This window comes from Anaerobacillus sp. MEB173 (assembly GCF_052119505.1).
Classification (GTDB): Bacteria; Bacillota; Bacilli; order Bacillales; family JBJMAU01; genus JBJMAU01.
The window spans coordinates 1-1,775 of the sequence record NZ_JBJMAU010000043.1 but is presented as its reverse complement, the minus strand read 5'-3'; the positions used below and the strand labels follow the sequence as shown (position 1 = coordinate 1,775).

Sequence of the window (1,775 nt, the reverse complement as noted above, 5' to 3'; positions counted from 1 at the left end):
GATAAAGTACATTCCAATCGGAGTGTGCTTTTTTTATTTTAGTATCTTTATGATACTGTATTAATGAGCTGAAAACTGTTATTATACGAGTAAAATAAAGTAACGATGTAGGGGGATATTATGGACAACTTTCATTTTGATACGCAAACAGTGCATTTCCAAAAAAAAATGGATGATAGAAATGTTAGTAAAAGTAAGCCGATTTATCAAACATCAGCATTTTCGTTCAATGATTTAGATGACATGGAAGACTTTTTTAGGGGAAAGAAGGAATTTTTATATACTCGTTATAGTAATCCTAACAGTGAAGATTTAGGTGAAGGAGTTGCAAAATTAGAAGGGGCTCCTAAAGGTGTAGCGACTTCTTCAGGCATGTCTGCAATTTTGGCCGGAATATTAGCTGTTGTTGAAAATGGCGATCACATTATAGCTTCAGAAGATTTATACGGAGGAACTTACCAACTCCTTGCAAATGAGCTACGAACTTTTGGGATTGAAGTAAGTTTTGTTTCATTTGAAGATCATACATTTATAAAGAGTGCTTTAAAACCAAACACAAAATTGATCTATTCAGAATCTGTTACCAATCCGCTATTACGTGTAGAGAACATTTCAGAAATAGTTCGGTTGGCTAAAGCAAATAATTTAGTAACAATGATCGATAATACATTTGCTACACCATATTTACTGCAACCATACAAATTGGGTGTCGATTTAGTTGTACATAGTGCTACAAAGTATATTGGTGGTCATAGTGATGTTACGGCTGGAGTTCTCGTCGGTAATGAATCACTGGTCACAAAAGCAAAGGCAAAAGTCATTAATTTAGGGAGTAATTTATCACCATTTGAAAGTTGGTTAGCATGTAGAGGATTAAAGACGTTAAGTGTTCGAATGGAAAGGCAAGTTCGGAATGCACAAGCACTCGCAAATACACTACGCAAAAATCCTTCAATAAATGTGTATTACCCTGAAGCCGTTTCAGAAAAAGGTAATGGTGCGATTGTGAGTATTGATCTCGGTGATAAGATTGATCTACATCAGTTTTTTAAGTCATTATCGTGGATAAAGATTGTACCTACTTTAGCTGGTGTGGAAACTACCGTAACTTATCCACTAGGAACATCACATCGTTCAGTGCCAGATGAAACACGTAAAAAGCTCGGAATCACAAAAGGGTTAGTTCGAATATCATTAGGGATAGAAGACGCAAATGATATCACTATGGCATTTGAAAAGGCAATAGAAGGCTCAACAATCTAGCTGTTAAAAGGAAGAGGATGTCTCACAAGTGACCGCTCTCCTCGAACGTTTACAAAATATAGAGTTTACATCAAAAACTTCTATATTTTATGTCGAGGTGACTGTTACTTTGCTCTTGAGACATCCAAATTTCTATCTATAACAAATCTATTTCAGCAAACTTTGGAAACTTTGATATGGCGGAATATTATCAGTAATCATGAGTACTGGAAGGAATGTCATAGTCATTAGTATGCCAAAGTTGGCTAGCAAAACGGTCCTAAACACTTTTAACCCTTTACGCATAATGTCACCTTCCTATTGATTTTAATACAGAATATTCAGAAAATTTGTTTTGTGTACTTATTTTCTCACAATAATAAATAGGTAACAATGAGCAGATGTCTAGTTTCCGTTATTTTAAAGTTTTTTTGTTAAAAAACTTGCTAACGTGTATTCACTATGTTATATTTATATATGTCTTCAAGATGATTACCTGCTCCTAGTGAAGGAGAATAGACAGGTAGCAAGTT

The 1,775-nt window shown here is 34.7% G+C and carries 2 protein-coding genes; one reads left to right on the top strand and one right to left on the bottom strand.

The window, feature by feature from the left end; genetic code table 11:
• Positions 1-120: 120 nt before the first annotated feature.
• Entirely contained in the window at positions 121-1,263 is a 1,143-nt protein-coding gene (locus ACJ2A9_RS23430) for a trans-sulfuration enzyme family protein (RefSeq protein WP_441424110.1), read from the top strand.
• A gap of 147 nt (positions 1,264-1,410) precedes the next feature.
• Here ACJ2A9_RS23430 and ACJ2A9_RS23425 read toward each other — a convergent pair whose 3' ends face one another.
• Positions 1,411-1,548, bottom strand: coding sequence for a hypothetical protein (locus ACJ2A9_RS23425; RefSeq protein ID WP_441424109.1), 138 nt, complete (start codon positions 1,546-1,548; stop codon positions 1,411-1,413).
• Positions 1,549-1,775: the final 227 nt, after the last annotated feature.

Excerpts from the sequence above, each read along its gene's own strand:
- ACJ2A9_RS23430 (WP_441424110.1), top strand. The coding sequence starts at position 121 with ATGGACAACTTTCATTTTGATACGCAAACAGTGCATTTCCAAAAAAAA.
- ACJ2A9_RS23425 (WP_441424109.1), bottom strand. The coding sequence starts at position 1,548 with ATGCGTAAAGGGTTAAAAGTGTTTAGGACCGTTTTGCTAGCCAACTTT.